The sequence below is a fragment of the Streptomyces profundus genome, from assembly GCF_020740535.1.
Lineage (GTDB): Bacteria > Actinomycetota > Actinomycetes > Streptomycetales > Streptomycetaceae > Streptomyces > Streptomyces profundus.
Genome location: NZ_CP082362.1, coordinates 6,765,994 through 6,792,256 on the forward strand (window position 1 = coordinate 6,765,994; position 26,263 = coordinate 6,792,256).

General features: G+C 70.6%; 23 protein-coding genes, 1 tRNA gene and 2 pseudogenes. 14 read left to right on the top strand and 12 right to left on the bottom strand.

Features of this window, described 5'->3' with window-relative positions:
- Nucleotides 1-175: 175 nt before the first annotated feature.
- The 4 genes from K4G22_RS28385 (at nt 176) to K4G22_RS28400 (ending at nt 4,099) form a co-directional block, all read left to right on the top strand.
- Nucleotides 176-1,273 carry an aldo/keto reductase gene (locus tag K4G22_RS28385; protein ID WP_228083319.1) on the top strand — a complete coding sequence of 366 codons (1,098 nt, stop codon included), beginning with the start codon at nt 176-178 and terminating at the stop codon, nt 1,271-1,273.
- A gap of 13 nt (nt 1,274-1,286) precedes the next feature.
- On the top strand, nt 1,287-1,805 hold the full coding sequence (locus K4G22_RS28390) for a PaaI family thioesterase (protein ID WP_228083320.1): 519 nt from the start codon (nt 1,287-1,289) through the stop codon (nt 1,803-1,805).
- A gap of 316 nt (nt 1,806-2,121) precedes the next feature.
- Nucleotides 2,122-3,468, top strand: coding sequence for an MFS transporter (locus tag K4G22_RS28395; RefSeq protein WP_322785144.1), 1,347 nt, complete (start codon nt 2,122-2,124; stop codon nt 3,466-3,468).
- A 163-nt stretch (nt 3,469-3,631) separates the two neighbouring features.
- Nucleotides 3,632-4,099, top strand: coding sequence for a winged helix-turn-helix transcriptional regulator (locus tag K4G22_RS28400; protein ID WP_228083321.1), 468 nt, complete (start codon nt 3,632-3,634; stop codon nt 4,097-4,099).
- Here K4G22_RS28400 and K4G22_RS28405 read toward each other — a convergent pair.
- Nucleotides 4,083-4,685 (bottom strand): TetR/AcrR family transcriptional regulator, encoded by a 603-nt coding sequence (locus K4G22_RS28405; protein ID WP_228083322.1) that lies wholly within the window; start codon nt 4,683-4,685, stop codon nt 4,083-4,085. The genes K4G22_RS28400 and K4G22_RS28405 overlap by 17 nt on opposite strands.
- A 174-nt stretch (nt 4,686-4,859) precedes the next feature.
- Here K4G22_RS28405 and K4G22_RS28410 point away from each other — a divergent pair, with 174 nt between their 5' ends.
- A complete protein-coding gene (locus K4G22_RS28410; RefSeq protein ID WP_228084251.1) occupies nt 4,860-5,936 on the top strand; it encodes an alkene reductase in 1,077 nt (358 codons plus the stop codon).
- Nucleotides 5,937-6,046: 110 nt separating this feature from the next.
- The gene (locus tag K4G22_RS28415) at nt 6,047-6,748 is read left to right on the top strand and encodes an SDR family oxidoreductase (RefSeq protein WP_228083323.1); all 702 of its coding nucleotides are present in this window, start codon (nt 6,047-6,049) and stop codon (nt 6,746-6,748) included.
- A gap of 205 nt (nt 6,749-6,953) precedes the next feature.
- Here the strand turns inward: K4G22_RS28415 and K4G22_RS28420 are convergent, their stop codons facing one another.
- Nucleotides 6,954-7,949, bottom strand: coding sequence for an NADP-dependent oxidoreductase (locus K4G22_RS28420; RefSeq protein WP_228083324.1), 996 nt, complete (start codon nt 7,947-7,949; stop codon nt 6,954-6,956).
- 391 nt (nt 7,950-8,340) lie between these two features.
- Here K4G22_RS28420 and K4G22_RS28425 point away from each other — a divergent pair, with 391 nt between their 5' ends.
- The gene (locus tag K4G22_RS28425; protein ID WP_228083325.1) at nt 8,341-10,452 is read left to right on the top strand and encodes a heavy metal translocating P-type ATPase; all 2,112 of its coding nucleotides are present in this window, start codon (nt 8,341-8,343) and stop codon (nt 10,450-10,452) included.
- Between the two features lie 57 nt (nt 10,453-10,509).
- Here the strand turns inward: K4G22_RS28425 and K4G22_RS28430 are convergent, their stop codons facing one another.
- Nucleotides 10,510-11,166, bottom strand: a complete 657-nt coding sequence (locus K4G22_RS28430; RefSeq protein ID WP_228083326.1) for a TetR/AcrR family transcriptional regulator — start codon at nt 11,164-11,166, stop codon at nt 10,510-10,512.
- A 201-nt stretch (nt 11,167-11,367) separates the two neighbouring features.
- Between K4G22_RS28430 and K4G22_RS28435 the strand changes: the two genes are divergently transcribed.
- Nucleotides 11,368-13,536, top strand: coding sequence for an ABC transporter permease (locus K4G22_RS28435; RefSeq protein ID WP_228083327.1), 2,169 nt, complete (start codon nt 11,368-11,370; stop codon nt 13,534-13,536).
- Between the two features lie 29 nt (nt 13,537-13,565).
- Here the strand turns inward: K4G22_RS28435 and K4G22_RS28440 are convergent.
- Nucleotides 13,566-14,015: pseudogene (locus K4G22_RS28440) on the bottom strand (hypothetical protein); the annotation flags it as partial.
- Nucleotides 14,016-14,189, bottom strand: a pseudogene (locus tag K4G22_RS28445) (IS256 family transposase); the annotation flags it as partial.
- A gap of 43 nt (nt 14,190-14,232) precedes the next feature.
- Here K4G22_RS28445 and K4G22_RS28450 point away from each other — a divergent pair.
- Nucleotides 14,233-14,763, top strand: a complete 531-nt coding sequence (locus tag K4G22_RS28450; protein ID WP_228083328.1) for a hypothetical protein — start codon at nt 14,233-14,235, stop codon at nt 14,761-14,763.
- Here K4G22_RS28450 and K4G22_RS28455 read toward each other — a convergent pair.
- A tRNA-Leu gene (locus K4G22_RS28455) sits at nt 14,729-14,813 on the bottom strand. The genes K4G22_RS28450 and K4G22_RS28455 overlap by 35 nt on opposite strands.
- A gap of 103 nt (nt 14,814-14,916) precedes the next feature.
- Between K4G22_RS28455 and pdxR the strand changes: the two genes are divergently transcribed.
- Complete coding sequence (gene pdxR / locus K4G22_RS28460) at nt 14,917-16,329, top strand: MocR-like pyridoxine biosynthesis transcription factor PdxR (protein ID WP_228083329.1); 1,413 nt, start codon at nt 14,917-14,919, stop codon at nt 16,327-16,329.
- Here the strand turns inward: pdxR and K4G22_RS28465 are convergent.
- Entirely contained in the window at nt 16,326-16,955 is a 630-nt protein-coding gene (locus tag K4G22_RS28465; protein WP_228083330.1) for an ATP-binding protein, read from the bottom strand. The genes pdxR and K4G22_RS28465 overlap by 4 nt on opposite strands.
- Nucleotides 16,956-17,188: 233 nt before the next feature.
- Between K4G22_RS28465 and K4G22_RS28470 the strand changes: the two genes are divergently transcribed.
- Together K4G22_RS28470 and K4G22_RS28475 are read left to right on the top strand one after the other, a co-directional pair.
- Nucleotides 17,189-17,425 (top strand): DUF397 domain-containing protein, encoded by a 237-nt coding sequence (locus K4G22_RS28470; protein ID WP_228083331.1) that lies wholly within the window; start codon nt 17,189-17,191, stop codon nt 17,423-17,425.
- 100 nt (nt 17,426-17,525) lie between these two features.
- Complete coding sequence (locus K4G22_RS28475; protein ID WP_228083332.1) at nt 17,526-18,452, top strand: helix-turn-helix domain-containing protein; 927 nt, start codon at nt 17,526-17,528, stop codon at nt 18,450-18,452.
- Nucleotides 18,453-18,529: 77 nt separating this feature from the next.
- On the opposite strand, the gene K4G22_RS28480 is transcribed toward K4G22_RS28475, so the two are convergent.
- Together K4G22_RS28480 and K4G22_RS28485 are read right to left on the bottom strand one after the other, a co-directional pair.
- Entirely contained in the window at nt 18,530-19,345 is an 816-nt protein-coding gene (locus K4G22_RS28480) for an SAM-dependent methyltransferase (protein WP_228083333.1), read from the bottom strand.
- A 163-nt stretch (nt 19,346-19,508) separates the two neighbouring features.
- The gene (locus tag K4G22_RS28485; protein ID WP_228083334.1) at nt 19,509-20,450 is read right to left on the bottom strand and encodes an alpha/beta fold hydrolase; all 942 of its coding nucleotides are present in this window, start codon (nt 20,448-20,450) and stop codon (nt 19,509-19,511) included.
- A 310-nt stretch (nt 20,451-20,760) separates the two neighbouring features.
- Here K4G22_RS28485 and K4G22_RS28490 point away from each other — a divergent pair, with 310 nt between their 5' ends.
- Nucleotides 20,761-22,266 carry a peptidoglycan recognition protein family protein gene (locus K4G22_RS28490; protein ID WP_228083335.1) on the top strand — a complete coding sequence of 502 codons (1,506 nt, stop codon included), beginning with the start codon at nt 20,761-20,763 and terminating at the stop codon, nt 22,264-22,266.
- A 72-nt stretch (nt 22,267-22,338) separates the two neighbouring features.
- Here the strand turns inward: K4G22_RS28490 and K4G22_RS28495 are convergent, their stop codons facing one another.
- From K4G22_RS28495 to K4G22_RS28505, 3 genes are all read right to left on the bottom strand, one after another.
- Entirely contained in the window at nt 22,339-23,088 is a 750-nt protein-coding gene (locus tag K4G22_RS28495; RefSeq protein WP_228083336.1) for a hypothetical protein, read from the bottom strand.
- Between the two features lie 188 nt (nt 23,089-23,276).
- Nucleotides 23,277-24,278, bottom strand: a complete 1,002-nt coding sequence (locus K4G22_RS28500; RefSeq protein ID WP_228083337.1) for a serine hydrolase domain-containing protein — start codon at nt 24,276-24,278, stop codon at nt 23,277-23,279.
- Nucleotides 24,279-24,387: 109 nt separating this feature from the next.
- The gene (locus K4G22_RS28505; RefSeq protein WP_425336760.1) at nt 24,388-24,615 is read right to left on the bottom strand and encodes a helix-turn-helix domain-containing protein; all 228 of its coding nucleotides are present in this window, start codon (nt 24,613-24,615) and stop codon (nt 24,388-24,390) included.
- A gap of 181 nt (nt 24,616-24,796) precedes the next feature.
- Between K4G22_RS28505 and K4G22_RS28510 the strand changes: the two genes are divergently transcribed.
- Nucleotides 24,797-25,708, top strand: coding sequence for a carbohydrate kinase family protein (locus K4G22_RS28510; protein WP_228083338.1), 912 nt, complete (start codon nt 24,797-24,799; stop codon nt 25,706-25,708).
- The last annotated feature ends 555 nt before the right edge of the window (nt 25,709-26,263 follow it).

Here is a 26,263-nt window from a genome sequence, read left to right on the forward strand (position 1 = left end):
CGCAGATGCGCGACACCCGGCTGCTTGTCCCCGCTGAGGGATGGTCTACAGGTCAGCTCCGTCCCAGGCTCGCGGGCGCGGTGGACGGCGACGTGTTCGTCTCGGGACTCATCGAGTTCGGCCTCCTGCGACAGCGGCTGACTTGCCATGCCAAACTTAGCTAGTTAGCTTGGGGATGCCAACCTGGCTGCCGTTTCGTCTGAGAGGGCTCGTTCCCATGCGCTATTCCACTTTTGGTCGTCGGACGGGGCTGCGTGTCTCGCAGTACGCCCTCGGGACCGGCAATTTCGGTACTGGGTGGGGGGTCGGTGCGGAGCGCGAGGAGGCGAAGGCCATCTTCGAGCGGTTCGTGGAGGCGGGCGGGAACTTCATCGACACGGCCGATGTCTATCAGGCTGGCCAGTCGGAGCAGCTCGTGGGCGAGTTCATCCACGCCGACCGCGACGACCTGGTGCTGGCGACGAAGTTCACCGTCGGCGCCCACCCTGGAGGCGGCCTCTCGCGCACCGGCAACAGCCGCAAGAACCTGCGTACTTCCGTCGAAGCCAGCCTCACACGGCTGAACACCGACTACATCGACATCCTGTGGGTGCACTACCCCGACGCGCTCACCCCCATCGAGGAACTCCTGCGCGGGCTGGACGACCTGGTGTCCCAGGGCAAGATCCTCCACGCGGCGTTCTCGAACTTCCCGGCCTGGCGGGTATCCCGCGCCGCGGCGATCGCCGATCTCTCCGGCTGGGCCCCCGTGACCGGCATCCAGATCGAGTACAGCCTGGTCGAGCGCACCGCGGACCGGGAGCTGCTGCCCGCGGCCGAGGCCCTCGGGCTCGGCGTGAACCTGTGGTCACCGCTGGGCGGCGGACTGCTCACCGGCAAGTACCGGCACGGCGAGAAGGGACGGCTGACGGACTGGAATCGCCTGGTACACACCGAGTCCACCGAGCAGAAGACCGCCGTCGTCGACACCGTGATCGACATCGCGGAACAGGCCGGCGCCACCCCCGCGCAGGTCGCGGTGGCCTGGGTCAACGAGCGCTCCCGGCGCCTGGCGACATCCTCCGTCCCGATCATCGGCCCGCGGAACCTCGCTCAGCTCGATGACTACCTCGGCGCACTCGATGTCGAACTCGGCACCGACGGGTACGAGCGGCTGAGCGAAGTCAGCGCGACCCCCCTCGGCGTCCCCCACGAGGCGAACGCGGCATCGCTGGACGGGCTTCAGGGCGGCGCCGCGGCGCTCGTCGACGCTCCCGCCGTCCCCGTCGCCTGACCGCCCGCCAGCGATGACCTCCACCGGTGGCCGAGCGGCCCGAACGAAGACCATCAGCTATCACGCGCCGGAGCCCGACCGCGAGAAACTCTTCGCACTCTCCGGACTTGAGCAGCTTCGGCAGATCCAGGCGGGGCTCCTGCCCGATCCGCCGATCAGCAGCCTCTTCGGGCTGAGGATCGTGAACGTCGACGAGGGCGATGTCGTGTTCACCGCCGAGCCCGACGAATCCCACTACAACCCCATCGGGTCCGTCCACGGCGGCTTCTTCGCCACCGTCCTCGACACGGCCTGCGGCTGTGCCTTCCACACCACCCTTCCCCCGGAGGTCGGTTACACGACTCTGGAGATCAAGGTGTCCTTCCTGCGGCCGATCACCGCCGACACGGGCATGGTCACCGCCCACGGCTGGGTCATCCGCAGGGGGCGCGGCGCCGGTTTCACGGACGCCGACATCCGTGATCGCGACGGACGCGTCCTCGCCACCGCGTCCAGCACGCTTCTCGTGACCCAACCCAGGCCCATACGGTGACGCCCTTCGGGCCGTGGTCGACGTCGCCGCGCCGGCTCGGTAGGCGTGGTTCCCTCTGGGCCGCGGCGGCCGTTCTCGCCCTCGCCCTCTGGTCCAGCGGAGCGCCCAGCGTGCTCCACCCGATCTACTCCGAGCAGTGGATCCCGCTGTGACGAGACGCGCGGCGGCGCTGGAGCCGATCACCTACTCGGTCATGTCCTGCCGCCTTCGGCATGGACAGCCGTGGATCAGGAAGGCGTGAGGCGTGTCAGTTCCTGGCGAGCGGTCGGGGCGAGTGCGAAGGGGTGGGCGACGCGGTCTTCATCCGGCGTGGGCGGTGGCCGCCGTCACGTTCCTGGCGCTGATCGGGGCCGCTGGTTTCCGTGCCGCCCCGGGTGCGCTGATGGTGCCGTTGAACGACGAGTTCGGCTGGTCGACCAGCGTGATGTCGCTGGCGGTGAGCATCAACCTCGTTCTCTACGGCCTGACGGCACCGTTTGCCGCCGCGCTCATGGACCGCTTCGGCGTGCGGCAGGTCGTCGCGGCTGCTCTGTCGCTGGTGGCTCTGGGCGCCGGTGGCAGTGTGTTCATGACCGCGTCCTGGCAGCTGCTCCTCTTCTGGGGGCTGCTGATCGGGCTGGGCACTGGCGCCATGGCCCTGGTGCTCGCGGCGACCGTCACCAACCGGTGGTTCCACACCCGTCGGGGGCTGGTGATGGGTGTTCTCACCGCCGGATCGGCCACCGGACAGCTCGTCTTCCTGCCCGTGGTGGCTCATCTGGCCGAGAACGCGGGGTGGCGGTCGGCCTCGCTGGTGGTCGCGGGTGCCGCACTGCTGGTGGTGCCCGTTGTGTGGCTGGTGATGCGTGATCACCCCGAGGAGAGAGGCGTGCGTCCGTATGGTGCGGACGAGACCTATGCGCCGCCGCTTCCGGCCAGCGGAGGCGCGACCAGGCGCGCACTCGGAGGACTGGCCTTCGCCGTACGGCACCGCTCCTTCTGGGGGCTCGCCGTAGCCTTCGCGATCTGTGGTGCCACCACCAACGGACTGATTGGTATTCACTTCATTCCGTCCGCCCATGACCACGGCATGTCGACGACCACCGCTGCCGGACTCCTCGCAGCCGTCGGAGTCTTCGATATCGCCGGCACAGTTGCCTCCGGCTGGCTCACCGACAAGTACGACCCCCGGAAGCTGCTCGTCGGCTACTACGTCTTCCGCGGGGCCGGTCTGGTCTCGTTGCCGTGGCTTCTCTCGGATTCCGTGCATCCCGGCATGGTGGTGTTCATCGTGTTGTACGGCCTGGACTGGGTGGCCACTGTCCCTCCCACCGCGGTTCTGTGCCGGCGGCTCTTCGGAGACCACGGGACGATCGTCTTCGGCTGGGTCTTCGCCTCCCACCAACTGGGAGCCGCTGCGGCGGCGCTTGGAGCCGGACTCATCCGCGACGTGTTCGGCACCTACACGTACGCCTGGTGGGGCGGCGCGGCGCTCTGTGCCGTGGCCGCCGCTCTCTCCCTCGGCGTGCGGTCCGGACCCGACGGGCAGAGCCCCCACCGGGACGCGGTGCCGGTGGCGCCGCCGCGGGACGATCCCACGGGGGACGGCGTCCCACGACGGAGTGCTCGGGGAGGCGGCGGGAGAGCCGGGAACGTCGAGGAGGGGGGACGCGTACCGGAGTAGGAGGATGGCGGCGGAGGTCAAACGGCTACGGTGCTCGGGAGGATGGTGACGCCGCCCCTGGCTTGGTCGTGGCAAGCCAGAGTAGGCTCTCATCATGCCTCCTCGGTCAAGAGCGCTCGCTGAAGCCCTGGACAGTTCGTGTGCGATCACGCGTTGTCTCGGTGTGCTCAGTGACCCCTGGAGCTTTCTCCTGTTGCGGGAGGCGTTCCTCGGCCGGCGTACGTTCGCCGAGTTCCGTGATCGACTCGGGATCGCCACCGACGTGCTGAGCGCGCGCCTCGCCGGTCTTGTCGAGCACGGGGTCCTGCGGAAGGTCGCCTACCGCGAGCCCGGCCAGCGTACTCGTTTCGCCTATGCGCTCACCCCGGCGGGGGAGGAGCTGAAGCTCGTGCTCATCGCGTTGCAGCAGTGGGGGGAGGAGCACGTGCCGATCGGTGAGCCGTTGGGAGTCGTTCCTCTCGCGCGTGAATCACGGCGCCGCGTCCGGGCGGTGCTCGTCGACGAGAACGAAGAGCGCGTGGACCACGGCGATGTGGAGTTCACTCGGGTGGCGCCGGCTTCGCCGAAGGGGGGCGAACGCGAGCGGCTGGTTCAGGGCCACCCCGATGGCGGCGTCAGCGAGGCAGGATAGCGCCGATCTGCTTCCGAATGTCCCGCTCGATGTCGTCGACGGTCAACTCGACATGGGCCGTCGACGCCAGGCTGACGAACATGATGGCGGATACGACGTGCGCCAGCGTCAAAGCCTCGTCCTCGTGGATCCCCGCCTTCCGCCGCAGGACGGCCGTGACGGCGGTCCGCGTTCGCTCGATGATGTCCAGCGCCTCGCGGTGATGGAGATCCGTGGGGTCGCCGAAGACGATCTCTCGTAGGTAGGCGCGGCCGTTGTTGACCTGCGTGCGATTGCACTCCACGATCGGGCGGACGATCGTCAGCACGGCGTCCAACGCGTCAGTGACTTCCTCAGCGCGCGCCTGGCCGCGTTCCAGGGACTCGACGTACCGAGAGTTCTGTACGAGCAGGAGCAGCTCGGCCTTGGTCTTGGCGTAGAGAAAGAGTGTGCCCGTGCCGACATCGGCCTTGTCCGCGATCTCCTGGGTGGTCACCTCGTCGATCCCCCGCTCGGCGAAGAGTTCTCGGGCGGCGGCGGTGATGCGTTCGAGCTTCTGCCGCTTGTTCCGCTCGCGCCGTCCGGGGGGCTGGGGTGCGAGAGACATGGTGTGTCCTTCGAGGGAATAGAATCTGACCATGCTCAGTTTTGAGTGTGGCCACTTCCGGTGGGACTCAGCTTTCTCGTGCCATTTTCCCACGCGGAAGCTGGGACGTTTCCGCTCCGCACCATCGCAGCGGTCATCGCTCTCCCATGCATCCAGACAAAGGACACGAAGGTCATGACCAGGTCGTCGCTCTGGCAGCCGTTCACCCTCGGCCGCGTGAAGCTCCCACATCGGCTCGCTCTGGCCCCGATGACCCGCGGCCGGGCAAACCCGGACGGCTCGCCCGGCCCGCTGGCCGCGACCTACTACGGGCAGCGCGCATCGCTCGGGCTCCTCATCTCCGAAGGGACACAGCCCTCGGAAGACGGACAGGGATACCTGAACACGCCGGGCATCCACACACCGGCACACGTCGAAGGCTGGCGAGAGGTCGCCCAGGCCGTACACGCCGGCGGTGGCGCGTTGTTCATCCAGCTGATGCACGTCGGTCGGATATCGCACCCCGACAACACCCCACACCACCGGCAGCCGGTGGCTCCGTCGCCGATCTCCGCCGACCAGGACGTGATGACCCCGACCGGGCCGCAGCGGACACCGGTCCCGCGAGAGCTCAGCGGCCAGGACATCCAGGCCACCATCGACGCGTTCCGTGGCGCCGCGGCGTCCGCGACAGCCGCCGGCGCCGACGGGGTGGAGATCCATGGGGCCAATGGATATCTCCCGCACCAGTTCCTGTCCCCGAACGCCAACCACCGCACCGACTCCTACGGCGGTTCGGTGGAGAACCGCTCGCGGTTCGTGATCGAGGTCGCGCGTGCGGTGGCCGAGGAGATCGGTCCCGACAGGGTGGGAATCCGGTTGTCTCCCGCGATGCCACTGGGAGGGATCGACGAGGGCGACACAGGGAGCGTACGCGCCCAGTACCGGCATCTCGTCGGTGGGCTCGCCACGCTGAATCTCGCCTACCTTCACCTTCACCACGTCGGCGACGACGAGTTGCTCCGCTCTCTCCGGGACATGTGGCCGACCGCCGTGCTCGTGGTTCGTTACGGCCGTACCCGGGACGGGATCGCCGACGACATCGACGCCGGCTTGGCGGACATCGCCCCCTTGGGCAGGTTCGCACTGGCCAACCCCGACATCGTCGAGCGGCTGCGCCTCGACGCTCCGCTGAACGAACTGGATCCCACCACGCTCTACAGCGGCGGTGAGGCCGGCTACACCGACTACCCGGCTCTCACCCTTCCCTGAACCCATCCCGGGGGCCGAGCGTTTCGGCCTTGCCGCCGTGCGGATCGACCCCGTCTCCCACCACCCCGACCGACCGGTAACACGCCGTTCATCAGAGAAGGAACCCAAAGATGCCCTCGCTCAGCGGAGCCGTCGTCCTCGTCACAGGAGCCAACGGCGGCATCGGCACCCACTTCGTCCACAGCGCCCTTGACCGTGGCGCCGCCAAGGTCTACGCGACCGCCAGAAACCCCCGCACATGGGATGACGAGCGGATCGTCCCGCTCCCGCTCGACGTCACCGACTCCGCGTCCATCGACGCGGCCGTTGCCGCCGCGCCCGATGTCACCGTGCTCATCAACAACGCCGGCGTGTCTCCTGCCAGCGAAAGTCTCCTCTCGCTGAGCGAGGCGGAGATCAGGGCGAACATGGAGACCAACTTCTTCGGCCCGGTCTTTCTCGCCCGGAAGTTCGCGCCGGTCCTGACGGCCAGGACCGGGTCGGTGATCGTCGACATCCACTCGCTGCTGAGCTGGCTCGCCGTCGCCGGGGTCTACAGCGCGTCGAAGGCGGCGCTGTGGTCGGCGACCAACTCTCTGCGGCTCGAACTGACTCCGCAGGGAGTGCACGTCGTCGGCGTGCATGTCGGGTGGGTCGACACCGCCATGGCGGCACACGTCGAAGGGCCGAAAACGGCGCCGGGCGACCTCGTGCGGGTGGTGTTCGACGCCATCGAGGCGGGGGAGCACGAGGTGCTGGCCGACGAGGGCTCCGTGCGGGTCAAGGCAGGGCTGAGCGCTCCCGTCGAAGCGCTCTACCCGCAACTGGGCTGATCCCTCCTCAGCGCGAGGCGGGCACGCGAGCTTCTCCCATACCGGCCCCCCGGAAACGGTGGAGCACACCGCGCGCTTCGTGCCGTGTCGGCCGCCGTGACAGGCGGTCGGGTCCCGCAGTGGGTCCCGGCCGCCTGTGATGTCGAGTGGAACAGGTGTGCTCGACCACCGCCAGGGCCGTAACGGACAACCGGCGCGCGCCCCCTCACTCACGGTTGACGACGATCTTGCCGTGAGTTCCGCCCTTCTCCAGAGCCACCAGCGCGTCCGGGGTCCGATGGAACGGGAAGACCTGGCCCACCACAGGCCGTAGTGCTCCCCCGTCGACCAGCTCCGCGATCTTCGCCAACTGCTCTCCACTGGAGCGCGTGAAGAGAAACTCGTACCCCACGTCCAAGCGACGGGCCATCCGGCGGGCGCGGTGGCTGATCCCCCTGATAGCGAGTCGGGGCACGAGGCTGACGTCCATTTCGCGCGCGAACTCCGGGGTCGGGGGGCCGGTGATTCCGATCGCCTTGCCACCGGGCCGGAGCACCCGAAGCGATCCCTCAAGGTTCTTTCCGCCCAGGCTGTCCAACACCAGGTCGTAGTCGCGCAGGATGTCCGTGAAGTCCTCGGTTCGGTAGTCCACGACGATGTCCGCACCACGTTCACGCGCCCGGTCGGCATGGGGCGCGCTCACGGTTGTGGCGACGGTCGCGCCGAGGTGGTTCGCGAGCTGGATCGCGAGGGAACCCACGCCGCCCGCGCCCGCGTGGATGAGTACCCTCTGCCCGGGCCGCACCCGGCCGCGTTCCACGAGCGCCTGCCAGGCGCACAGCGCGACCAGGGGCAGCGAGGCCGCCTCCGTCATGCTGGCGGACGCGGGCTTGATCGCGAGGTCCGCCTCGGCCACCGCGACGCGCTCCGCGAAGGTGCTCAGCTGGCGTACGTCCGGTTTGGCGAACACCTCGTCGCCCGGTGCGAAGCTCCGGACAGCCGGCCCCACGGCGAGGACGACCCCCGCCAGGTCGCTGCCGAGCACCAGCGGCAACTGGTACGGCAGGATCTGCTTGAACTCACCCTCGGCGATCCGCAGATCGATCTGATTGACACTCGCGCTCTTCACCTCAATCAGAACGTCGTGGTCCCCGACAACGGGCTCGGCCACGTCCGCCTCACGCGGCGCGGCCTGGTAGCGGTCGATGACGAATGCCTTCATCGTGCGGTTCTCCTCGTAGGTCGTCGGGGGCGCCCGGCAGATCGCCTCGCGTCGTGTCGGCGAGCGGGAGCGGAAGCTCCAGCGGCCACGGTGCGCACGGACCGGGAGAGGCCGTCGATCGGACGATGCGACATCGCGACACTCGTGATCATGACCTTAGCGAGCGTGCTCATTTATGACGCCACTCCATAGTGTCGGCTCTGGGTGGCGTCGGCCGGTTCCCTGATCATTGGATCGCGGACTCTGCCGGCGTCACCGGCGCCACGCGTCGATTGGCTACGAGAGTCGCGCCGGTGCGCCGGCCGAGCATGACCTGAGGGCTGGCCGACCGGCGGCGGTCCGGGCTGCTCCGTCCCGGCGACTGTCCCGCACCAGGAGAGACGAGGACACGATGAACAAGCACGGGGACCACCACCCCATCGATCACATGGGCCACGGCGGCCACCGGGCCCCCGCCTCACGTCATGGCCACGACCAGCACAGCGGTCATGGCGGCCACAGTGGTCAGGGGGATCATGTGGGGCGGTTCCGGCGTCTGTTCTGGATCATGCTGATCCTGGCCGTGCCCGTGGTCGGGTTCAACGAGATGTTCGCGCATCTCATCGGCTATCACCTGCCCGACGCCGAGTGGGTGTGGTGGGTCTCGCCGGTGCTGGGAACGGTCGTCTATCTCTGGGGCGGCTGGCCGTTCCTGACCGGAGCTGTCTCGGAGGTCCGCTCCCGCAGGCCGGGCATGATGCTGCTGATCGGCCTGGCGATCACGGTGGCCTTCGCCTCCTCGTGGGGGGCCAGCCTGCGCCTGTTCGAGCACGAGCTGAACTTCTGGTGGGAACTCGCACTGCTGGTCGTCATCATGCTCCTGGGCCACTGGATCGAGATGCGATCCCTGGCTCAGAGCACTTCCGCCCTCGACTCGCTCTCGGCCCTCCTGCCCGATCAGGCCGAGAAGGTCAGTGGCGACGAGGTCGTGAGGGTGGCGCCGGGCGATCTGCTCGTCGGCGATGTCGCCGTCGTCCGTCCGGGATCGGCCGTGCCCGCCGACGGGACGATCGTCGACGGGGCGGCCTCGATGGACGAGTCGATGGTGACCGGCGAATCCAGGACCGTACGCCGCGAGAAGGGCGCCACCGTGGTTGCCGGGACCGTCGCCACCGACTCCGGCCTCCGCGTTCGGATCACCGCCACCGGCGACGACACCGCGCTGGCCGGCATCCGGAAGCTTGTCGCCGACGCCCAGGCCTCCTCTTCCCGCGCCCAGCGGATCGCCGACACCGCTGCGGCCTGGCTGTTCTGGTTCGCCCTCGTCGCAGCCGCGGTCACGGCCGTTGTCTGGTCGCTGGTCGGCCTTCCTGGTGACGCCGTGGTGCGCACCATCACCGTCCTGGTGATCGCCTGCCCGCACGCCCTCGGGCTGGCCATCCCCCTCGTGGTCTCCATCGCCACCGAACGAGCCGCCCGAAGCGGTGTCCTGGTCAAGGACCGCCTCGCCCTGGAGTCCATGCGCACCGTCGACGCGGTGCTCCTCGACAAGACCGGCACCCTGACCCTGGGCGAGCCCACCGTCACCGCGATCCACCCGGTTGGCGATCGAGACAGGAACGAGGTGCTGGCTCTGGCCGCCGCGGCTGAGTCCGGCAGCGAACACCCCCTCGCCAAAGCCGTTGCCGGCGCCGCCCGCATCCGCGGTCTGACGGTGGCGCCCGCGCGGGACTTCTCCTCCTCCCCGGCGGTCGGTGTCAAGGCCACTGTGGGGGGCGGCGTGATCGAGGTCGGCGGACCCTACCTGCTCGAACAGCGGAGACAGCCCGAGTTGGCGATCGCCGATCAGTGGCGGGCCGAGGGCGCGATCATCCTGCACGTGCTCGCCGATGGCCACGTGGTCGGGGCGCTGCGGCTGGCGGACGAGATCCGCCCGGAATCCCGCGAGGCGGTGGAAGCGCTGCACGTGGCCGGTGCGGAGGTCGTGATGATCACCGGCGATGCCCAGGCCGTCGCCGACGCCGTCGCGTCCGAGCTTGGCATCGACCGGGTTCTCGCCGGAGTGCGCCCTGAGGACAAGGCCGCCAAGGTCGCCGAACTCCAGTCGGAGGGCAGAAAGGTCGCGATGGTCGGCGATGGTGTCAATGACGCTCCCGCGCTGACCCGGGCCGACGTCGGCATCGCCATCGGCGCGGGCACCGACGTGGCCATCGGCTCCGCCGGAGTCATTCTCGCCTCCTCCGATCCCCGCTCGGTGCTCTCCGTCATCGAACTCTCGCGTGCGTCTTACCGCAAGATGAGGCAGAACCTGTGGTGGGCCGCCGGATACAACCTGATCTCCGTCCCCCTGGCCGCGGGCGTCCTCGCGCCGGTCGGGTTTGTGCTGCCCATGGGCGTCGGCGCGATCCTCATGTCCGCGTCGACCGTCGTCGTCGCCCTCAACGCCCAGCTTCTCCGCCGGCTCGACCTACGTCCTCACGTCGCCACACGAGCGGCCCCCTCGTCCCGCCGGCGTTCGGCGTGAAGCTTCTTTCCCGAACCACCCGTGCCTCGCGGCACTGGCACGGCGGCGGACGATGCGTCAGGGGGTGACAGCGCTGTCCCGGCCCGGGGAGCCGGTGGTGGTCGCTCGTCGGCTCACGGGAGCCAGCAACATGCCGGTGATGGCGTCGGAGAGGAAGTCTCCCGTCTCGTGCCATCGCGGGGTCGTCTCGTCTCGTTCGGCTTGCTCCTCCGCGTCCGCGCAGGCCGAGACGATGATGTGGGTCATCAGTGCGGCCCTGCCCCGGACGATGGTCGGGTCGAGGTGGGCGAGGCGGGACGCCACCGACCGCATGATGCGTGTCGAGGCGGGCGCGATGTCCGCGCTCTGGTGGAGCAGCGCCACGCCGACCGGGTCGTGCAGCGCCTGGTTGACGAAGCGGGCCCGGACGGATGGCTGAGGCAGCTCGGCCAAGGCGTTGGTCACCGGGACGACCAGACTGCGCACGTCTCCCAGGAGGGAGTCCGCCCGCTCGAACATCGTCTGACGGTCTTCCTCCAGGCCCGACAGATGGCGGGTGAGCAGCGCGCGCAGGAGTCCTCTTCGCCCCCCGAAGTAGTAGCTGACGGCCGAGTGGTTGGTGTTCCCCGCGACCTCCGCCACCTTGCGGTCGGACACCTTGGCGATCCCGGCCCGGGCGAACAGCCGCTCCGCCGCGTCGAGCAGTGCTGTTCTCGCCGCTTCCGATCTGGCCATCTGTTCTGTCGTTCTCCCCGCATGATGTGCGTCGCGATGTGATCAACCTAACCCAGAGACGACTATGTAAGTCGAGTGCCTTACATTATCTCTAAGGCGTGCGACTTACGGGGTGGTCCGCAGGACCCTGCCCGCCGTCGACGGCGACAGAGTCGCCCCACAGCGCCTTCACCGACCCGATTCCTGATCCAGGAGCAGCCTGTGGAGTCACCAACCGTCGACCCGCCCGCCCAGGGCCCCGGGGCAGAAGCCGAGGGGGAGGACCGCAGGGCGCGGATCGCCCGCTATGTGGCCCTCTTCGTCATGCCGTTCCTCATGGTCACGATGATGTACGCGACCTATGTCGGCACCATGCACTCGGCGACCCCCAAGGACATGCCAGTCGCCGTCGTGGGCGCGGGCCCCGAGGCGGAAGCGGTGGTCACCGAGCTGAACGCGGATCCCCAAGGCGCCGTGGACGCCCGTCAGGTCGCCTCCGAGGAGGAAGCCATCGACCTGCTGCGAGACCGCGATATCGCCGGTGCCCTGCGCGTTCCCGACAGCGGGGGAGACGCCACCACGCTCTCCATAGCCACCGCCGCCGGCGCCTCACAGGCGACCGCGGTGCAACAGGTTCTCGCCCCGGTCGCGGCCGGGAACGGTTGGGACGTCGCCGTCGAGGACGCCGCCGTGCTGCCCGACGGCGATCTGTCCGGCACGGCGGTGCTCTTCGCCGCGATGGGCATGATGCTCGCCGGCTACGTCCCGCTGAGCACCATGGTGACGTCGCTCCCGTTCCTGCTGTCGCTGCGGCGGTTCCTGCCGTTGCTGCTCGGCTGGTCCGTCGCCACGAGCACCGTCATCTGGGCCGTCCTCGGGCCCGTGGTCGGCGCCGTGGACGGCCACTACCTCACGTTCCTGGGGATCGGCGTCCTGGCGACCGGGGCCGTCGGCCTCACCCAGGTGCTGTTCACCAAGCTGCTGGGGCCGCTGGCCGTTCTGCTGGGCATGTTCCTGTGGGTCAGCCTCGGTATGCCGGCCTCCAACCTCGCGCTGTCCATCCATTCCATGCCCTCGTTCTTCTCGTTTCTGCACGGCGTGCTTCCCCTGCCGGCCGCCGGCGAGGCGCTGCGCTCGGTGCTCTACTTCGACGGGCGCGGTCTCGCCGGCCATCTGGTGACGCTCGCCTGCTGGATCGTCGCCGCGTTCCTGCTGTCCCTGTTGAGGGAGCGCCGGTCGGGGCACACCATCCCCGGCGCACCCCCCGTCACCAGCCCGAGGACTCCCCTCCCCGCGCTCGCCGGTAGCCCCGCGCGATCTTTGCGCTTCCGCTGTGTCACGGCGGTTGCGTTCCCGCTGTCCATCCTGGTGGCCGTGGTCGGCCTGATGAGCCTCTCGTTGCACAAGCCGGAGGTGCACGACCTGCCGGTCGTGGTGGTGGGCTCCACCGCTCAGGAGGCCGACCAGATGGTCGCCGCCCTGGAACCACAGCTCGGCGGCACTCTCGACCTGCGCGGTGGTACCTCGGTCGCGGAGGAGACCGACAGGCTGCTGGAGCAGGACGTCGTCGCCGTCTACGCGCTGCCCGAGGCACCGGGGGACGAGGCGACGCTGCTCACCTCGTCGGCGGCCGGCGCCGCACAACAGAGCGCTGTCCAGGCGATGTTCCAGCAGGTCGCCGCCGGACAGGAGATGCCGTTGGAGACGACCGACGTGCGACCGCTCACCGGCGACGACACCCAGGGCAGCAACAGCCTGTACGCCGGCATGTCCTGGATCATGGCGGGCTTCCTGATGGTGACGGTCCTGCGCGGCGGGGCCCCGGAGCTGACCCGGCTGCGCCAGTTCCTGCCCCTGCTCGGTGGGTGGGCGGTCGGCATCGCGCTGTGGCTGTGGTTCCTCTTCGACGTACTGATCGGCGCGATCAACGGGCCCGCCTGGGAGCTGATCGGCTTCGGCGCGCTCACCGTCTTCTGCGTCTCGTTGGCCGCAGGCGTGTTCACCCGCACGTTGGGCATCGCCGCGGTGGTCCCCATCGTGGTGGTCCTCATGCTGGCGGGGGTGCCGGCTTCCGGCGGAGGGCTGTCGGTCTACATGGTGCCGAACCTGTTCCGCACCCTCCAGGACGTGCTCCCGTTGCCCGCCGCCGTGGACACCGTCCGCTCCCTGGTCTACTTCGACGGGTTCGGCCTCACCGGGAACCTTCTGACGATCCTGGCCTGGGGGCTCGCCGGGTTCCTCCTCCACCTCGTGGTGGACCGGTGGCTGACCCGCCGGGCCGGGGCACCGCCGGCCACCGACGCCCCGGGCGATAGTCCCACGACGAACCCCGCGGCTCCTGACGAGCGATCGGTCTCGCTCCGCGAGGCCGATGTGACACACACCGGCTGAGTTCTCCGCAGGCCCTGGGCCCCGGAACGTGCGGTCGGGCCGTTCGGCCGCCCGCGCCCCTCGCGGTTGTAGTAGCCGGGGGTGCCCTCGGCGTGGAACCACTCGTGGTCGGGGGCGTCCTGGGCGAGGACGGCGATCCAGGTGTCCTCGGCCGCCCGGGACGGCTCGATGAGGGCGCCCTTGGCCTTGGCCGCCGCGACGAGAGCGGCGGCATGGACGGCCTGTTCGACCAGGGTGACGTTCGCGCGGTTGAACGCCGGATAGTTCGCGTCGGAGAACGCGGGCCGCTTGCAGGCGTGGCGATACCAGGGTTCGAGCTTCTCCGCGGTCTCCCGGTCGGCGAGGCTCGGTTCGACGCGGGCCCTGAGCTCGTTCGTCTTGGCGGCGTCGGCGTCCTCGTAGGCGGCCTCGAAGGTTCTCCGGTCGCCTCGACGGCGGAAGCTGGGCAGCGGCTTCTCCAGCAGTGCCGCCGAGGCCGTCCCGGCCGGATCGTGCTTGTCGTAGCCGAGATGGTCGGTGATCTCGCCCTCCAGGGCGGACTCCAAGAGCCGCCTGGTCAGCTGCTGGAGCGACCCGCCCTCACCGGTCAGCTGAAGACCCTCGGCCTGAGCCCGGCCCACCAACTCGTCGATCAGCTGGTCCTCCACAGGCATTCCCGGCGCTGCCTCGGACGGCTCGAGAGACTCGGACTCGGCCATGCCGTTGCTGGTCATCGATATCATTGATCCGGTGGACGGCTGGCTGACCGGTGCCTTCGCCCCCGAACGGGTCGAGCACTCCCTGACCACGATCGACGAGTCACAGCCCCGGGCGAACCCGCAGTCCGAGGCGCTCCGGCGCACCCTGGTCGACTGCGACCGCAAGCTGGCCCGGCACCGCGCCGCACTCGAGGCCGGGGCCGACCCCGCCCTCGTCGCCGCCTGGAGCCGAGAGGTCCAAGCCGAGCGCCTCGCGGCCGAAACCCGCCTCCAGCAGATCGGAGCTCCCACCGGCACCGCGCGGCGGATGACCCGCCAGGAGATCCGTGACCTTGTCGACGCCCTCGGCGGACTGCTCGACGCCCTGCGCCGAGCCGATCCGGCGGACAAGGCGGAGGTGTACCGCCAGCTGGGGCTACGGTTGACCTACGACCATGAAAAGCAAGAGGTGCTGGCCGAGTCCCGGCCAGCACCACGCGTGGGTGTACTGGTCGTGTCCGAGGGGGGACTTGAACCCCCACGCCCATAAGAGGGCACTAGCACCTCAAGCTAGCGCGTCTGCCATTCCGCCACCCGGACGAGTGGTGTGCGCGGCCTTGGGCCGGCGCGACGGGGTCAACCATATCAAGGTTCGGGGGGTGCTGTTCGCCATGGTGGCCCAGGGGTGTGGTGGACTTGTGGGGTGGATGAAGGGGTCACTTCCCCGGCGCGGGCCGGTCTGGATCTGCATGTGGAGCTGGGGGGCGAGGGCGGGACGCGGGCCGCGTTGATGCGGGCGCTGCGCGAGGCCGTCCGGGCCGGGCGGTTGGCGCCTGGGGCCCGGTTGCCGTCGTATCGGTCGCTGGCCGTGGACCTCGGGATCGCGCGGAACACCGTGGCGGGCGCCTATGCCGAGCTGATCGCGGAGGGCTGGTTGGTGGCGCGCCGGGGTTCGGGGACGCGGGTCGCGCCGCGCGCCGTCGCACCCGCCGCCGAACGCGCCCGTCCCGCGCCCGCCGGCGGCGCCGCACGCCGGGCGCACGACCTGATGCCCGGGCGCCCCGACCCCGCGTCGTTTCCGCGCGCGGCCTGGCTGGCCGCCGCCCGGCGGGCGCTGGCGGCGGCGCCCAGCCAGGCGTTCGGTCCTGGCGAACCGCGGGGCCAGCTCCCGCTGCGTCGCGAGCTCGCCGACTACCTGGCCCGGGCGCGCGGGGTGCACGCCGACGCCGGGCGGATCGTCATCTGCTCGGGCGTCGACCAGGCGCTGCGCCTGTTGGCCGCCGCGCGACCGACGTCGCTCGCGGTCGAGGGCTACGCGCTGTTCACCCAGCGGCAACGGTGGGCCGAGGCCGGGGCGCCCACCGTCCCGCTGGAGGTGGACGAGGGCGGCGCCCGCGTCGCCGACCTGGCGGCGACGGGCGCGCGTACGGCGCTGCTCACGCCGGCGCACCAGTTCCCGATGGGGGTCGCGCTGCACCCCGAGCGCCGGGCGGCGGTGATCGACTGGGCGCGCGCCACGGACGGCCTGCTGATCGAGGACGACTACGACGGCGAGTACCGCTACGACCGGCAGCCCGTCGGCGCCGTGCAGGGCCTCGATCCCGAGCGCGTCGCCTATGTCGGCTCGGTCAGCAAGAGCCTGAGCCCGGGGCTTCGGCTCGGTTGGATGGTGTTGCCCGAGTGGCTGGTCGCCGACGTGCTGAGGGTCAAGGGCGGCTGGGAGCTGACCGTTGGTTGCGTCGACCAGCTGACCCTGGCCGAGCTGCTCGGCTCCGGCGTCTACGACCGGCATGTGCGCCAGAGCCGACAGCGTTACCGGCAGCGCCGGGACCGGCTGGTGGCCGCGCTGGCCGAACGCGCCCCCGAGGTCGCGGTGAGCGGTATCGCGGCCGGGCTGCACGCCCTGCTGCGGCTGCCGCCCGGTGACGAGGAGGCCGTGGTGCGGCGGGCAGCCCGCCGGGGCATCGGCCTCGTGGGGCTGGCCGCCTACCGCCACCCCGACTACCGAGGGCCGGCCGTCGAAGGACTCGTGGTCGGCTACGGGGCACCGCCCGAGCACGCGTTCCCCGCCGCTCTCGACGCCCTGTGCCGGCTGTTCCCCGCTCCAGGACGCTAGTTGACGCTGGGGGAGAGGGAACGCGAGGTGGCGCCAAGGGCCTTGAGCCAGGAGGGGCCGCTGAGCAGCTCCAGGAGTAACAGCAGGCGGCTGAGCGGCTCCCACTGCGGATCGGTCGACGCGGACTCCGAGGCGCCGCCGGCGGCCAGCAGCGCCCAGACGGCCTTGCCGTGCCGGTCGGGTGTGGTCCAGCCCCAACTCCGCGACAGCGCCTCCAGCACATGGAGGCCGCGCCCCGACTCCTGGCATACGGAGGGCTCCTTGACCGAGGGCACCTCGTGGCCCGGGTCGAACACCGCGCACAGCACGGAGCTTTCACAGTGCACCAGGCTCAGCAGCAGGGGCTGCTCGGCGCTGGCGGGCGGCAGCGGGCGCGGTGCGGCGTCCCTCGGGAGGCCGTAGCGCAGCGCGTTGGTGACCAGCTCGGAGACCACCACGCTGGTGTCGTCCGTCAACTCGTCCAGACCCCACTCGGCGAGCGTGGCGCGGGTGTGCGACCGCGCCGAGCTGGGGGCTCCTGGCTCACCCGCCAGCGGGAACGTCGCGAATCCCGCTACCTCCGCTGTGGCGGCTCGCCGTCCGGCGCGCGTGAACGGCGCCATCGTGGCATAGGGGAGAGCTGACATGACGACCTCCGCGGGTGTTCCGACAAGACCCTGGCGGTGACTCCGCTGAGTCTATCCTGCGGGACTCAGAGTATCGCTGCAAGTGCATCTGAAAGAACGAACGCAAGAACAGATGCGGTGAACAAATGCAAGAACAGATGCAAGAACGTGGGGAGTTGGGGCACTATCACTGCAGGCCGTACACCACCCCAGGGTGTGCGGTGGCATGCACGACGACTATGCAGGGAGTGCGGATGCCGGAGTTGGTGAACGGTGTGTCGGCCGGTCGGATCGCTGGTGTGACCTGGCGGAAGAGCGGGCGCTCCAATCCGAACGGAAACTGTGTCGAGGTGGCTGCCCTGCCGGACGGCGGCGTCGCGATGCGCAACTCGCGTGACCCCGAGGGCCCGGCCCTCATCTACACCCAGGCGGAGATGACCGCCTTCGTCCAGGGCGCCAGGGACGGGGACTTCGACGACCTGATCGTCTGACCTGCGACGCGGATCACCCTGAGTGCGGGTGGCGCGACTGTACGGCTCGTCCGAACAATGCGACACTTGAGCGCTAATTCAACGCTCAGGGGACACTCACATGGCGTCAGCTCAGGCAGGCCGTAACCCTTCGGTGAGGGACCTGCTCTCTCACCCAAGGGGCGGGCCGACGGTTCTGCGGATCGTGCTCGGCACTCACCTGCGCCGGCTCCGTGAGGGGTGTGGGATCACCAGGGAGGCGGCGGGCGAGTCGATCCGTGGCTCGCACGCGAAGATAAGCCGCCTTGAGTTGGGCCGCGTCTCGGCCAAGGAACGCGATATCGCGGACCTGTTGACGCTCTACGGCGTCACCGACGAGACGCAGCGGGAGCAGTTCCTGGCGCTGGCCCGTCAGGCGAGCAGTCCCGGCTGGTGGCAGAAGTACGGGGATGTGCTGCCGAGTTGGTTCGAGACGATGATCGGCCTGGAAGAGGCCGCCTCGATCATCAGGACCTACGAGGTCCAGTTCGTCCCCGGTCTGTTGCAGACGCCCGACTACGCGCGGGCCTGCATCCGGCTGGGCAACCCGAGGGCCACGGACCGGCAGGTGGACCGCCGGGTCGAGCTGCGGATGCGGCGTCAGGACCTGCTGTTGCGCGAGCACGCGCCGAAGCTCTGGGCCGTGGTGGACGAGGCCGCGCTGACGCGGCCGATGGGCGGCCCCGCCGCGATGCGCACCCAGATCAGGCATCTGCGGGAGATGGCCGAACGGCCCAATGTCACGTTGCAGATCGCGCCGTTCCGGCTCGGTGGGCTGGCCGCAGCGGGCGGCCCGGTCACCATTCTCCGTTTCCTCGAACCCGATCTGCCCGACATCGTCTATCTGGAGCAGCTCAACAGCGCGCTCTACCTGGACAAGCGGGAGGACGTCGAGGACTACCTGGCCGTGATGGACAGCCTCTGCGCCACGGCTGAGCCGCACGGCAGGACGCCCAAGACCCTTGACCGCGTGCTCGTTTCGCAGGGGCTCTGCGAGACGGACGGCTGAGCCGTCCCCGTACACACACCCGCGCCGCCCGGGCCCTCGAAGGGCCGGGCGGCGCACAGGTGTCGAGCGGGAGCGGGTCAGGGCTTGCGGGCCACTCCGCCGAACTCGATCCACTCCTCGGTCTGTTGCTTGGGGCCGAGATCGCTGTCCGGCCGCCAGGTGCTGATCTCGACCAGCCCCGGGTCCAGGATCTCAAGGCCGTCGAAGTAGCGCCGCACGTCGGCCTGTTGGCGCACCCGACCCCAGTTGCCCTGGGTGGCCCCGTCCATGAACGAGCTGATCGAGTCGCGCAACGCCTCGTCGTCGCTCACCAGTTGGTTGATCACCAGGAAGCTGCCCGAGGGGAGCCGGCGGATCACCTCGCGCACCAGCGCGCCCGGGTCGTCCTCGTCCGTGATGCAGTGCAGCACCGAGACGAAGAGCGCGGCCACCGGCTCGTCGAAGTTGATCAGACGCCGCACGTCCGGGTGGTCGAAGATGCCCTCGGTGTTGCGGAAGTCGGCCTGGATCACGGCCGTGTTGGCGTTCTCCTCCAGCAGTGCGCGGCCGTGGGCCAGCACGATCGGGTCGTTGTCGATGTAGATCACCCGGGACTCCGGGTCGATCCGCTGGGATATCTGGTGCACGTTGTCCTGGGTCGGCAGGCCGGAGCCGTGGTCGACGAACTGCCGGATGCCGTACTCCTCCGCCAGGATGCGCACGGCTCGTTGCAGGAAACGGCGGTTGTTGATCGCCAGCGGTCGGGTGCTGGGGGCGGTCTGCTCCAGCTGGTCGAACGCCTCCCGGTCGACGGCGTAGTTGTCCTTGCCGCCCAACGCGTAGTCATATATGCGTGCCACGCTGGGCACGTTGACGTCCACCTCGTGACTGGTGACGTCCTCGGTCTCGGCCATGCCGTCTCGCTCTCCCTCGCCATGGGTCATCAGGCCCTCGCCTGCGGTGATCCGGACCGCATCCTCGCACGACGGACGGTAGTTGACGTGCCGGCGGTCCGTGAGGCGGCAACAACAGGCCGAATGTGATCGCTTTCCAGGGGTGACCGCCGGCCGGACGGGCTCAGCGGTGGGCGTCGAGCCAGGTCAACAAGTCGGCCTGGACCTCGGCGCGGTTGGTCTCGTTGAGGATCTCGTGCCGGGCGTCGGGATAGGCGCGCCAGGTCAGTTCGCGGGTGCCGTGGTAGCGGAAGTCCTCCAGCAGCTCGTAGACCAGGGTCATCCCGCTGTGGCACGGGTCCTGTTCGCCGACCGCCAGATGGACCGGGAGATCGCTCGGCACCCGGGCCTGCTGTTCCGGCGCGTTGATCTTCCGCACGCCCAGCACCCAGTCCAGCGAAAGACCGGCGCTGAAGGGGAAGCCGCAGCGTTCGTCCGCCACATAGGCGTCCACCTCGGCGGTGTCCCGGCTCAGCCACTCGAAGCCGGTGCGGCGGGGGTAGGGGTCGTTGAAGGAGGCGAAGAGGTCGGGCACGAACGTGGAGGGCGCGTCGCGGCCCTGCTCCTCGATCTCGCCCTGGAGCCGGGTGGCGGCGGTGGCCGGTTCACAGCCGGGGAGGGAGCGGAAGGTGCCGGAGAGGATCAGCCCGCTCAGCGTCTCGCCGTGCTCCTGGGCGAAGTCGCGGGCGAGTTGGGAGCCCATGCTGTGTCCGAGCATCACCAGGGGCACCCCCGGATAGGTCTCCCTGGCCGCGTCGCCCACCCGGCGGAGGTCCCCCACCACCGCGCGCCAGCCCGAGGCCCCGACCACCCCGAAGCCGCCGGTGTGGAGCGCGGTGGCGCCATGGCCCCGGTTGTCCGAGGCCACCACGGCGTAGCCGTGCGCGGCGAGCTCGCGGGCGAACCGGTCGTAGCGCAGGGCGTGTTCGGCCGCCCCGTGCACCAGCTGGACCACGGCGTGCGGGCGTCCGCCGTGCTCGGGCGGCCACGCGTAGGTGGCCACCGGCACCCCGTCCCGGCCGATGCTGACATCCGCGTGCGGGGTCGCGTTCGCTTCCTGGTCCACCGTTGACTCCTTCTCGCCGGACCCTTGGGCGACGGTCTGTCGCCGTGTCGAGGGTCAGTATGTGGCGCGGTCAGGGTCCGTGGCGTGAAAGAGGGCGTTGACGTTGTGTCAGTAAGGGCGCATGCGTCCGAGTTGACGCGGCGCGCCGTATCCGCCGCAACGTTGACATGGTCATGGCCCACGCTGAAGGCTGGGGGCGTTGCGCGCGCCCGACCCCCTTTTGGGCGCCATCCCAGGCAACTGCGAACGGAGAAGCGTGTTGAGACGATCTGCCCCACACAGACGGTACGGCACCTCGGCTCTGGCGGGCGTGACCCTCGCCGGCCTGCTCGTCGCCGCGCAGCCGGCGCTGGCCGGCGCCGCCGCCCCGGTCGCCGAACCGGTCAACGCCGCCTTCGAGGAGGCGGCGACGGAGTTCGAGGTCCCCAGGGACCTGCTGGTCGCGGTCGGCTACGGCGAGACCCGCCTCAACGACCACGACGGGCTGCCCAGTCACGCCCGAGGCTTCGGAGTGATGCACCTGGTGGACAACCCCACCCATCGGACCCTGCGCACAGCAGCCGATGAAACGGGCCTGAGCGCCGACGAGTTGAGCCAGAACACCATCGCGAACATCAGCGGTGGCGCAGCAGTTCTACGCGCGTATGCGGACGAGGTCGGCCTCTCCGCCGACCAGCGTGCCGACCTGGACGCCTGGTACCCGGTGGTCGCCCGCTACGGCGGCGCGGCCGAGGACACCGGCGCCCGTTTCTATGCCGACGCGGTCTATGACCTGCTCCGAGACGGCATCGAAGCGGTCGTCGACGGTGGCGAGACGGTCGAGGTCGACGCTCAGTCGGTCGACCCCGAGCGCGGCGACTACGCCGACGTGGACCTGGGCGTCCTCAGCGAGGACTACCCGCCGGCCCGTTGGGTGGCGGCCCACTCCTCCAACTACAACACCGGGCGCACCCAGTCGATCAACACGGTCGTCATCCATGTCACCCAGGGTTCCTACGCCGGCTCCATCAGCTGGTTCCAGAACCCGTCGTCCAACGTCAGCGCCCACTATGTGATCCGCTCGTCGGACGGTGAGGTCACCCAGACCGTGCGCGACCGGGACACCGCCTGGCACGCCCGCTCCGGCAACGCCTACAGCATCGGCCTGGAGCACGAGGGGTGGGTGGACGAGCCGTCGTGGTTCACGGACGCGATGTACCGTTCCTCCGCCGCGCTCACCAGCCACCTGGCCAACCGCTACGGCATCCCCAAGAACCGGCAGCACATCGTCGGTCACCACGAGGTGCCGGGCAACGACCACACCGACCCTGGCCCGCACTGGGACTGGGACTACTACATGGAGCTGATCGACGGCGACCCGGGCGATCCCGGCGACCCGGGGCTGGACTTCCCCGCCTACTCGACGGTGAGCAACGGCTCAAGCGGCCCCCTGGTGGTCGCGCTCCAGCATCTGCTCAACAACAACGGGCAGGACGCCGGGGCGACGGACGGGCAGTTCGGCCCGACCACGGAGTCCGCGGTGCGGGGCTTCCAGAGCGCGAAGGGCCTGACGGCCGACGGGATCGTCGGCCCGAAGACCTGGACCGCGCTGCTCTCCGCCGGCAGCACCGGCACGCTGCGCGAGGGCAGCAGCGGTGAGGCGGTGTCCCGACTCCAACGGGCGCTGACCGCCGCGCTGGGCCGGTCCGTCTCGATCGACGGCTCCTTCGGTCCGCTCACCACCCAGGCGGTGCGGGACTACCAGGACGACAGGGGGCTCGGCGTCGACGGCGTCGTCGGCCCGCTGACCTGGGCCGCGCTACAGGCTGGCGACTGACCGGGGGCGCTTGAGGCCCTTTCGAACGAGCCGGTGCCCCGGGGACATGGAGCGCGTCCCCGGGGCACCGGCTCAGTCGTGGTGCATGGTGTCGAAGTAGTGCAGTGCCGCCTGCGCGTAGGCGACGCGCGGATCGAGCAGCGCCGGATCGTGGTGGTAGTCCGTCCGCAGATGACCGAAGGTCAACGAACGGCCCCCGGCGATCCCGCCCCGCCGGCGCCAGGTCACGCTGCGCGGACAGCCCCAGACCACCATCTCGGCGACATGGCCGAACGTCAGCAGCGTCAGCAGCAGACAGCCCAGAAAGATCACCAGCCAGAGCGGGAACGCCAGCACGAAGACCAACCACCCGCGCAGCGAACCCCGATGGCCGACGATCGGGTCGCCCCCCTCGGCCAGGTCGATCCGCCAGGAACAGCGCCGGCCCAGACGGGACGGGGTGTGGGTGATCTCGGCGAGCGCCCGGTCGTTCTCGTCGACGACATGGAAGTGCTGCGGCCAGGGCACCCGCTCCTCCGGGATCACGGTGGCCATCCTGCTGCCGTCCGGACAGGTCAGCGCCAGCACCGGATGGGGATCGCCGCCGCCCTTGAGGCTCAGCCGCTCCTCCACCTCGGCGACGGTCACGGGGCGGGACGCCATCGCCAGGGCGGCCTCGGGCGCCGCCTCCCGGCCCTCGGGGGTGAGCAGCCTGACCCGGGCGGCCGGCTCGGCGTCCTCACCCCACCGGTTGGGCCTGATCAGGAATTCCTCGCCGACCGTCCACTCGGCCGTCCGCATGCCGTCCGCGCCGGCTATGTCCACGGTGAAACCCGTCGCCACGCCACTCCTTCGGGTAGGGCCGGTCGGCACCGCCGCCAGCCGTGCCGTCACGTCGTCTGCCGCGCCACGAAGGTACCCCGCTCCCGCCGAGCGCGCCGCGACGTTGACCACACGTCAACCGGGTTGACGCCGGGCCCGTCGCGACTCCCGTATCCGCTCCCGTTCGGCCCCGTTCGGCCCGTTTCGGCTCAGGCGCTGGCCAGGCGGGTGAGGAGGCCGAATCCCGCCCGGTCGATGGAGCGCGCCCTGGCGCTGAGCAGGACCACCGCGGCCTGGCGCGCCGGGGCCAGCGCGAACAAGGTGTGGTAGCCGCCGGTCCTGCCGTTGTGGAAGAGCACGGCGTGCCGTCCGGCCGATGCCGGCAGATGGGTGCCGTAGAAGCCGGGATGGGCGGTGTGTGCCCGGTAGACGCGTTCGCTCGTGGCGTGGGTGAACGCCATCGCCTCGGCCAACTCGCCGGTGCTGTCGCCCAGTTGGGCGAGGGCGAAGCGGAGCATGTCGGCCGGTGTCGAGTGCAGTCCGCCGGCCCCGGCCAGGTCGGCCAGATCCCAGTTGGGGCGCGGCCTGCCCCGGTAGGAGTGTCCCGGGACCAGCCGCGAAGCCCGTTCCTCGTCCAACGCGACGACGGTGTCGCGCAGTCCGAGCGGTTCGCAGATCTCCCGCCGGATCAGCGCGTCGTAGCCGCCGCCCGTGTGCCGGGCGAGGGCGAGGCCGAGCAGGCCCGTGCCGAAGCTGGAGTAGCGGAAGCGCCTCCCCGGCGTCGACTTCAGCCGGGTGCGCGTCAACTCCGCGAGCAGCGCCGGCTCCTGGCAGCGGGCATAGGGGTCGGCCGCGTCCCAGGGGACGCGCGGCATCAGGCCGCGCGGCAGTCGGGGCAGGCCCGAGGTGTGGCAGGCGAGCTGTCCCAGCGTGATCGCCACGCCGTCCCGTTCCGGCACCTCGGTCTCCGGTGGCAGCAGCGTGGCCAGGGGCTGGTCCCAGTCGAGGGCGCCGCGCACGGTGAGCCGGGCGAGGGCCAGGGCGGTGAACATCTTGGACACGGAACCGATCTCGAAGATCGCGGAGGGGTCGGCTCCCGACAGGGCGGTCTCGTCGCCCAGCACGGCGCCCACGGCCACCTGCCCCGGGCCTTCGGTCGCGGTCTCCCGAGCGGTCTCTTCGACCAGGGCTTCGAACGCGGTCGCGGTCATGGGCATCGGATACCTCCGAAAGGGCTGCCGGCCAACGGCCGGGGGCGGGACATGTGGTGGCCGGGCGGCGGCCGTTGGGGAGGTTCTTGAGGGTTCTCGGGGGAGGGGCTCAGTCGGTGCGGCGCAGCAGGCGGCGCCCGCCGTGCTTCTTGTGCACGGCCTGTCGGGAGACGCCGAGTGCGGCGGCGATCGCGGCCCAGCTGGCGCCGTCGTTGCGGGCCCGGCGCACCAGCACCGCCTCGGCGCGCTCCAGCTCCGCTCGGGCCTCGGCCGCCATCCGCAGCGCGCGCAGGGGGTCGGGTGCTTCGGTGACGGGGGAGAGGTCGACCTGTGCCATGGTGTCAACCATGGTTGACAAACGGTGGACTGTCAACCTGGGTTGACAGTCTGGTCGGTCCGTGCCCGTTTCTCCCTCCCCGGCCGCCCGTTGCCCCGGCGCGGTTGCCGTCGGCGCCGCCGCCCCCGCAGGATGGCGTAGCCGCGCTCGTCCGAGGGGCGGCCGAAGGGAGCGTGAAACGGTGGGAGTTCGGGTCGCCGTCGTGGGAGAGGCCCTGGTGGACCTGCTGTGGCGCACGGGGGAACGCCAGGCGCGCGCGGTCCCCGGCGGGAGCCCGGCCAACGTCGCGGTCGGCCTGCACCGGCTCGGCCGCCCCGTCACCCTGCTCACCAGCTGGGGCGACGATCCGCCGGGCGCCCTGCTGGAAGCCCACCTGGGCGGCATCGGCGTCGAGGTGCGCCGACTCACCACCGCCGAACCCACCAGAACGATGGTCGCGCTCGCCTACCTCGGCGCGGACGGCTCCGCCGACTACGACTTCCTCGCCGCCTGGGCGCCGTCGGAGTTCCCGCTGCCGGCCGACACCGCCGTGCTGCACACGGGATCCCTCGCGGTGGCCGTCGAACCGGGCGCCTCCCGGGTGCTGGACCTCTGCCGGCGGGAACGCGCGGAGGGCCGGCTGGTGGCCGCCGACCTCAACGTACGCCCCGCCGTCCGCCCCGACCGGGCCGACTACCGGCGCCGGGCCGAACGGCTGGCCGGCGTCGTCCAGGTGCTCAAGGCCAGCGACGAGGACCTCGGCTGGCTCTACCCCGACCACACCGCGGAGGAGGCCGCCCGGGCGTTGCTGGCCCTGGGCCCCGAGCTGGTGGTGGTGACGCTGGGCGCCCGGGGTGCGTTCGCGCTGAGCGCCGAGCACCGGATCTCCGTGCCGGCCCTCAAGGTGCGGGTGGTCGACACGGTGGGGGCGGGCGACGCCTTCCAGGCCGCGTTGCTGGACACCCTCGCCGATGGAGGCGGCATTCCCGCCGACCCCACCGCGCTCACCGCCCTACTCGAACGCTGCGTTCGCGCCGCGGCCCTCACCTGCGCCAGAGAGGGCGCGAACCCCCCAACCCGCGACGAGCTTACGACCAGCGAGCGGGAGCGCTAGCCGCCGCCCCGGACTTCGTCCGGGGGCCGTCGGCGCCGTTCCCGGCGGGTGGCACTTCGCCCTCGGCCGGGCGCCGGACCTGCGTGGCGGGTCCGGGCGGTGCGTCGAGCTTCCGGCTCGGCGGCACCGCTGTCGGCGGGCGGCGTGTCCGGTGCGCGACGTCCTTCGGTTTCCGTCCGTCCGGCCGCACCGTTGCCGCGATGTGTCGAGGGACTCTGGTCGGCCGTCCGCCGGCAGCGGCCGGCCGTTCAAGACGGCTCCACCGTGCCGCTCCCGGCGGGCGCCGTGCCTGGTGCGATGCCTGTGGGGCCGGCCCGTGCCGCGCCGCGTCTGGGGCTTGGTCGTGCGGCTGCTGGCGGGCGCCGGGTTTGGTCCGTGCTGTGCCTGCGTCGTTTCTTCTGGGCTCCGATGCGTGGTGTCTCTCTGGCCTCTCTCGCCGTGTCGCTGCTGGCGGGTGCCAGCCCGGGAGGCCACGGCGGCCCGTGTGGTCGGCGGCGGTGGGGGTGGCGATCCGGCGCGGGCTGTGGGTCGGCCGCGCGCGGTGCCGAGCCGTCG

Excerpts from the sequence above, each read along its gene's own strand:
- K4G22_RS28415 (WP_228083323.1), top strand. The coding sequence starts at position 6,047 with ATGCCCTCGCTCAGCGGAGCCGTCGTCCTCGTCACAGGAGCCAACGGC.
- K4G22_RS28470 (WP_228083331.1), top strand. The coding sequence starts at position 17,189 with ATGCCGGAGTTGGTGAACGGTGTGTCGGCCGGTCGGATCGCTGGTGTG.
- K4G22_RS28420 (WP_228083324.1), bottom strand. The coding sequence starts at position 7,949 with ATGAAGGCATTCGTCATCGACCGCTACCAGGCCGCGCCGCGTGAGGCG.
- K4G22_RS28385 (WP_228083319.1), top strand. The coding sequence starts at position 176 with ATGCCAACCTGGCTGCCGTTTCGTCTGAGAGGGCTCGTTCCCATGCGC.
- K4G22_RS28480 (WP_228083333.1), bottom strand. The coding sequence starts at position 19,345 with ATGGCCGAGACCGAGGACGTCACCAGTCACGAGGTGGACGTCAACGTG.
- K4G22_RS28450 (WP_228083328.1), top strand. The coding sequence starts at position 14,233 with ATGCCGTTGCTGGTCATCGATATCATTGATCCGGTGGACGGCTGGCTG.
- K4G22_RS28475 (WP_228083332.1), top strand. The coding sequence starts at position 17,526 with ATGGCGTCAGCTCAGGCAGGCCGTAACCCTTCGGTGAGGGACCTGCTC.
- K4G22_RS28405 (WP_228083322.1), bottom strand. The coding sequence starts at position 4,685 with ATGTCTCTCGCACCCCAGCCCCCCGGACGGCGCGAGCGGAACAAGCGG.
- K4G22_RS28390 (WP_228083320.1), top strand. The coding sequence starts at position 1,287 with ATGACCTCCACCGGTGGCCGAGCGGCCCGAACGAAGACCATCAGCTAT.
- K4G22_RS28425 (WP_228083325.1), top strand. The coding sequence starts at position 8,341 with ATGAACAAGCACGGGGACCACCACCCCATCGATCACATGGGCCACGGC.
- K4G22_RS28500 (WP_228083337.1), bottom strand. The coding sequence starts at position 24,278 with ATGACCGCGACCGCGTTCGAAGCCCTGGTCGAAGAGACCGCTCGGGAG.
- K4G22_RS28430 (WP_228083326.1), bottom strand. The coding sequence starts at position 11,166 with ATGGCCAGATCGGAAGCGGCGAGAACAGCACTGCTCGACGCGGCGGAG.
- K4G22_RS28410 (WP_228084251.1), top strand. The coding sequence starts at position 4,860 with ATGACCAGGTCGTCGCTCTGGCAGCCGTTCACCCTCGGCCGCGTGAAG.
- K4G22_RS28505 (WP_425336760.1), bottom strand. The coding sequence starts at position 24,615 with ATGGCACAGGTCGACCTCTCCCCCGTCACCGAAGCACCCGACCCCCTG.
- K4G22_RS28465 (WP_228083330.1), bottom strand. The coding sequence starts at position 16,955 with ATGTCAGCTCTCCCCTATGCCACGATGGCGCCGTTCACGCGCGCCGGA.